Consider the following 6234-nt stretch of genomic DNA (forward strand, 5'->3'; position numbering starts at 1 on the left):
CCAAGGCCGCCTCTGCGCTCGCTGCATCGCGCTCAAGGAGGCCGTGTACCACCCGGATCGCGTGCTCTACCCCATGCGACGCGACCCGCGGGACCGCGGAAAGGCCGACAAGTGGGAGCGCATCACCTGGGACGAGGCCTACGCCCTCATCAAGGAGAAGTTCGATGCCATCAAGGCCGAGTCTGGCGCAAAGGCCGTCGTGTTCCATTTGGGCACCGGCCGCGGAACCGCGCCCTACATGACGCGCCTGCAGTACGCGTTCGGCTCCGTTCAGTACGCCTACATGCTGTCGGGCAACAGCTGCTACGTGCCGCGCGTGGGCGCTTCCAACGTGCTCATGGGGACCTATACGGTTCCCGACTGCTCGCAGAACCACTACGACCGTTACGACCACGAAGGCTGGGTGCCGCCCAAGAACATATTCATCTGGGGCAACAACCCGCTCGTGTCAAACGCCGACGGCAACCTGGGCCATTGGATCGTGGACTGCATGAAGCGCGGCAGCAAGCTCGTGGTCATCGATCCCAAGCTCACGTGGCTCGCCGCACGCGCCGACCTCTGGCTGCAGATCCGATGCAGCACCGATGCCGCGCTCGCGCTCGCCATGGGGAAGTTCATCGTGGAGGAGGACCTCTACGACCACGAGTTCGTGGAGCGGTGGTGCTACGGCTTCGAGGAGTACTACGAGGCGACGCGCGAATGGACGCTTGAGCGCGCGGCGGAGGTCACGTGGCTGCCCGAGGATAAGATCGCCCAAGCCGCGCGCATGATGGCCGAGAAGCCCACGGCCGTGCAGTGGGGCCTTGCGCTCGACATGACCATGGAGTGCCTTGCCGGGTCGGCCGCCGTCATCGACCTGTGGTCCATCACCGGGCAGATCGACATCCCCGGCGGCATGGTGACGGTGCACCAGCCCTTCAATATCCAAACGTGGAACCCTCCCGATCCGGCCGAGTGCCTGACACTCGAAGAGCAGCGGCAGCGTATCGGAGGCGAGGATTTCCCCGCGCTGAAGTATTCCGGCGTGGTGCTCACGCAAGCTGACATGACGGTCGACCAGATGCTCACGAGCCGTCCCTACAAGATCCGCGCCAACTGGATACAATCCACGAATCCGCTCTCCTGCACGGCGCAGGAGCCGAACACGCGCATGGAGCAGGCTTACAAGAACGCAGAGTTCAATGTCATGGTCGATCCGTTCATGACCCCGACTGCCCAGGCGTGCTGCGACGTGTTCCTGCCCGTATGCATGTATCCCGAGCGCAACGGCATACGCTCGATCTACTACCACGTGCAGACCACGAACAAAGCCTGCGAGGCGCTTGGCGAGAGCAAGTCCGACATGGAGATTTGCTGGGAGCTCGGACGCCAATGGAATGCCGAGATGTGGCCGGGCGAGACGCTCGAGGAGTTCTTCACCTTCACCATGAAGGAAACGGGCATGACATTCGAGGAGGCGCGTGCCGAGAACTGGATCTATCCCGAGTACCATTACGAGAAGTTCCGCACGGGCGAGCAGCGCCCCGATGGAAAGCCCGGGTTCAACACGCCCACCGGCCGCATTGAGCTGTACTCGACGCTCTTCGGGCAATGGGGGCAGCGTCCGGTCCCGCACTACGCCGAGCCACCCTACAGTCCCAACCAGGTGCCCGAGCGTTTCGACAAGGACGACTACCTTTCCCGTTATCCGCTCATCATGACCACGGGCGCGCGCCAATGGGCCTCGTTCCATTCGGAGCACCGCCAGATCCCGCATCTGCGCGCACTGCATCCGAACCCTGAGTTCGAGATAGCGCCCGAGACTGCCGAGGAGTACGGCATCGGGCAGGGCGACTGGTGCTGGATCGAGAGCCATCTAGGGCGCGTGCAGCTCAAGGCCAACGTCTCGCCCGTGCTCGACCCGTCTACCATCTCGCTCGACCACGCATGGTGGTTCCCCGAGAAGAACCCCGAGGACGAGGGCGGCGGTTGCTACGGCACGTACCTCTCCAACCCGAACGTCATCGTGGAGGCGGGTTGCGGGGAGAGCGGGTTCGGAAACAACTGCAAGTCGCATATGTGCCGCGTGCGCAAATGCGCGCCGGACGAGGCTATTGGCGATACCGACATGGACGAGATCGCGAAGCGTTTCGCGATGAACGAGGAGCTGGTGTAAATGGCTGACGACAAGGCATACGGCCTGCTGATCAACTACGAGTTCTGCACGGGCTGCCATTCGTGCGAGGTTTCGTGCCAGATGGAGCACGGCTTGCCGGTCGACCGCTGGGGAATCAAGATACAGAAGATCGGACCTTGGCAGATCGACGGTGATGCGTACCAGTACGATTTCGTCCCGGTGCCCACCGACCAGTGCGACCTGTGCGCCGAACGCACCGCCAAGGGCAAGAAGCCGTTGTGCGTGAAGCACTGCCAGAGCCTTGCCATGCGCTATGGCCCCGTCGACGAGCTCGTGCGCAACTTCGATGGTTCGACCAAGTTCGCCGTCTTCGTGCCGAAGGCGGGCACGGTCTGCTAGCGTCTTTCGAAAGGCGCAAGGAAGGAAAGCCGAGGGACCGGAAGCAGCGAGACGTGCGAAGGCCGGTCCCTCCTCGCGATAAGGAGCGCATGATGACGAGCTATGGCAAGACCGCTCGGGTCCGCTACCGCGGCACGCTGGCGGACGGGACGGTGTTCGACAGCACCGAGGGCAAGGAACCACTGGAGTTCGTCGTGGGCTCGGGTGAGGTCATCCATGGGTTCGACGAGGCTGTGGCGTCCATGGAGGTGGGCGAGTCCCGGCACGTCGTCATGCCCGCATGCGATGCCTTCGGGGAGCGCATCGAGGAGAAAGTGGAGCTGGCGCCTATGTACGCCATTCCCAACGCGAAGGACATCGAGGTGGGCAGGCTCTTCTATTTCGTCACCGAAGAGGGGCTGCGCTTTCCGGCCAAAGTGCTCGAGGTGCGCGAGGGCATGGCGCGCGTCGACTTCAACCATCCGCTGGCCGGCAAGGAGCTGGCGTTCGACATCGAGCTTGTGGGCGAGCGGGAATGAGGTGCGGCGCGCTCAGCTCCTCGGTTGCGCGAGGGGCTCGATGTTGGACAGGCCATACAGGTCGATGAGCTTGAACGATATAAGCAGCAAGAGTCGTGTGTCGGGATCATCCAAGTCGAGTCCCAGCAGCCTGCGGGCTTTCTCCAAGCGGTAGACGAAGCTGTTGCGCTGCAGGGAGAGGCGCTTGCCTGCCTCGCTTGAATTGCAGTTCGACAGCAGGTACGTTTTGAGCGCGACGAACAGGTCATGGTCTTGCTGGGCGAGCTCGAGCAGCTCCTTCGGACAGAAGCGCTCGGGCGCCATCTCCTTCATGATGAAGTTCATGCCTATTTCCAGTGCATGGGCAGGGAAGGGCACGAGTTCTTCGCTGCCGCCCACGTAGCCCATGCGCAGGGCGGCGAATGCCTGGCGGTAGCTGTCGCGCAGGCTGCGCAGACCAAGGTAAGGAGCGCTCGAGCCGATGATAAGGTGATGGTCCTCGGCGAAGCGTCCGAGGTCGTTGGCGAGCCGATCGTCCTCCATCCCCATGCGCGAACGGTTCAGCGCAGCGACTATGCGGTTCTCCACGACGAAGGCGACGCAGTCGAACGTGGCTTGCAGCCGGCTGCACACCGCGGCGTAGGGTCGCATGAAGCAGCAGTCCTGAACCTGCAGGGAAGAGGCGAAATCGATGCAGAGGCACTGGTACTCGTCGGCATCCTGGCTCCATCCCTGCGCTATCGCGCTCTGTACGAGGTCGGCGTCGGAGACTTGGCGGCCCAAGATGAGCGACTTCAGCGAGGAATGCGCGTTGATGAACGGCCGGCTTCCACCGGTTGCGCTGCTCGCCCGGTAGAGCCTCTCTATGGCGGACGCCAGCGTGAGCGCCGGGGCGCAGTCCTTCTTGCCGACCGGTTGGAAGTTGGGATGGATGGACAGCACGATGGCGTACTCGGGCGACAGCCCGATGGTTGACCGGAGCACCGTGCAGTCGAACGCCTGCATGGTGGAGAAGGTGGGAAGCGGGGAGGTGAAGTTCTCGCCGTCCTGCTCGTCGCGTACGCCGTCGAAGAGCATGCCCTTCGGAAGGTACGCTCCCTCCTTTATGAGGTCGGTCTGCTCGCGAGGGAAACGGACGTTTCGGAACACGCGATGCGCGAGCACACGGCTGAACGGGTCGGTGATGCAAATGTCGTTCTTGAATACCTTCAGGCTCGCGTTCACGAGTCCAGGCAGCTCGCCGCCCTGCTCCACGATCATGCCGAGCTCGCGTTCCCAGGCATTGAACCTCTGGAACGCCTCTTGGACGGCGTTGAACGCCTTGCTCTCGTTTTGCCTGTCGTCGACCCAGAGGACATCGCAGTTTTTCGCCTCGAGGCAGAACGCCGGCGGTTCGCCCAGGCATATGAACGCAAGGGTGAGATGGGGGGTTGCGACTCAGCTGGCGCCTGATCTTCTCCTTCGACGCGTCGATATCGTCCGACGAGGCCACGTACGCGATGTGCTCGAAGAGTCGGTGCTCGCTCGCGTTGAAGAGGGCCGGGTACTCGAGTGCTGGCTCGCAGGCGTCCGACGCGATGCTCGAACCTGCGACCGCAGCTCCCAGCTCGTGCTCGATGGTGTGAAGGCTTAGCTTCATGGACGGCCTTTCGCGGGAAAACGTGTTTGCCGTATTATACCAAGGAGTCCAAGCCTGCCGACAGCGATGCTACCCGGAGCGTGCCGCCGAGCGAAGAAGTGTCCCGGCGCGCGAGCCCCCCATGCAAGCGGGCCGCAGGTTGAACCTGCGGCCCGCTCTGGTTTCGGCGGTTGCGGCGTCCAGGGGAGGCGCCGGGGCCTGCGAAACGTCGGGGATGGAAGGGGCGTCTCACGCCTCCCCGGTGCCCGTCGCTCTACTGCGCGTCCTCGGACTTCGCGGCGCCCACCGCGTACTTGCCGCAGCGTGCCATGAACACGACGGCGCACACCAGTCCGACGGCGCCCACGATGCCCAGCGGCACGGCCACCATCGCCCAGCTGCCCGTGGACTCCACGATGGCGCCGGCGATGGGGGCGGCGGGGATGCCGCCGAAGTTCGAGCCGATGGGCAGTGCGGCCATGACCAGCGCCACGCCGGCCGGGGTCTTCGCGGCCCACTGCGCGTTCGAGAACAGCGCGGGCGGCACGATGTTCGTGAACAGGCCCACGAGCACGGCCACCACGATGATCGCCGCCTGGCCGGTGAACACGAACTGGATCACGCCGGCCACGGTGCAGAGCACCATGGTGCCCACGAGCACGAGCGGCTGGTTCCTCACCTTCGTGAGCACCACGCCGATGATGAGCGAGCCCACGATGCCGGTGACGGTGGTGATGGACGACACGGAGTTCGCAGCGGCCATGTCCATGCCCACGAGCGGCGTCTGCAGGTAGGTGGGCGCCATGGCCGACCATACCGAGAAGATGAACGCGAAGCAGGCGAACACGATCACGAGCAGCCACGAGTTCAGGGACGTGAGGCCGGCCCACGGCTTGACGTCGCCGCCGGCGGCCACCATCTGCATCTCCTCGGCATGGTCGACGCGGATGCCGAACACGGTGAGCACGAGGCCAACCACCACGATGGCCAGGCACACCCACCACACGCCCTGCCAGCTGCCGGTGGCGCCCAAGATGAACGCATAGGAGTTCAGCATGATGAGCGATCCGGCCGCCGTCCAGCAGGCCCAGATGGAGTTCGGCAGGCTGCGCTTGGCGGGATCCTTGAACAAGAGCGCGATGAGCGTGGGGCCGGCCGTGGCCAGAAAGCCGTTGCCCAAGCCGCCGATGAAGCGCGATGCGATGAACACCTCGACGTTCGGGGCGAGCACGCCCACGAGCGAGTCGAGCGCCATGCACACCAGCGCGGCGATGAGCATGCCCTTCGGCCCGATCTTCGTCTGGATGGCGCCGGTTGCGAACGCGATGACGGTGCCGGCCACGGAGCACGCCGACATGAACCAGCCCGCCTCGCCCAGGCCGCACTGGAAGTACTCCATGAGGCTGCCCATGGCGGGCGGCACCTTGAAGAACCCGATGGCGAAGATGGCCCCCATGACGAAGATGAGGATGAAGTTCACCCAGGCGTTGCCGGTCTTGCTTTTCTCTCCCATGTTCCTCTCCTTGCTGGTCGATTCCCCGTGCGGCCGCTTGCGGCCGCACCCTGCGCTAGCTCGCGCCTCCCCGGCTGGCCGGGGCGCCCGC

Annotated in this window: 5 protein-coding genes; 3 read left to right on the plus strand and 2 right to left on the minus strand. The window is 64.3% G+C overall.

The window, feature by feature from the left end; translation table 11 throughout:
- The 3 genes from GPA_RS16060 to GPA_RS16070 all read left to right on the plus strand — a co-directional run.
- The coding region (locus GPA_RS16060) for a molybdopterin-dependent oxidoreductase (protein ID WP_041239821.1) at positions 1 to 2155 on the plus strand (2155 nt) is incomplete at its 5' end.
- On the plus strand, positions 2156 to 2515 hold the full coding sequence (locus GPA_RS16065) for a 4Fe-4S dicluster domain-containing protein (RefSeq protein WP_015540519.1): 360 nt from the start codon (positions 2156 to 2158) through the stop codon (positions 2513 to 2515).
- Positions 2516 to 2604: 89 nt separating this feature from the next.
- Entirely contained in the window at positions 2605 to 3033 is a 429-nt protein-coding gene (locus tag GPA_RS16070) for an FKBP-type peptidyl-prolyl cis-trans isomerase (RefSeq protein WP_015540520.1), read from the plus strand.
- 12 nt (positions 3034 to 3045) lie between these two features.
- Here GPA_RS16070 and GPA_RS16075 read toward each other — a convergent pair whose 3' ends face one another.
- Both GPA_RS16075 and GPA_RS16085 read right to left on the minus strand, forming a co-directional pair.
- A complete protein-coding gene (locus tag GPA_RS16075; protein ID WP_015540521.1) occupies positions 3046 to 4272 on the minus strand; it encodes a PucR family transcriptional regulator in 1227 nt (408 codons plus the stop codon).
- Between the two features lie 632 nt (positions 4273 to 4904).
- Positions 4905 to 6143, minus strand: a complete 1239-nt coding sequence (locus GPA_RS16085) for an MFS transporter (RefSeq protein ID WP_015540522.1) — start codon at positions 6141 to 6143, stop codon at positions 4905 to 4907.
- Between the last annotated feature and the right edge of the window lie 91 nt (positions 6144 to 6234).

Source organism: Gordonibacter pamelaeae 7-10-1-b (assembly GCF_000210055.1).
Taxonomy (GTDB): domain Bacteria; phylum Actinomycetota; class Coriobacteriia; order Coriobacteriales; family Eggerthellaceae; genus Gordonibacter; species Gordonibacter pamelaeae.

Bases quoted from the DNA above. Each gene is read 5' to 3' on its own strand.
- GPA_RS16065 (WP_015540519.1), top strand. From the start codon at position 2,156: ATGGCTGACGACAAGGCATACGGCCTGCTGATCAACTACGAGTTCTGC.
- GPA_RS16070 (WP_015540520.1), top strand. From the start codon at position 2,605: ATGATGACGAGCTATGGCAAGACCGCTCGGGTCCGCTACCGCGGCACG.
- GPA_RS16075 (WP_015540521.1), bottom strand. From the start codon at position 4,272: ATGATCGTGGAGCAGGGCGGCGAGCTGCCTGGACTCGTGAACGCGAGC.
- GPA_RS16085 (WP_015540522.1), bottom strand. From the start codon at position 6,143: ATGGGAGAGAAAAGCAAGACCGGCAACGCCTGGGTGAACTTCATCCTC.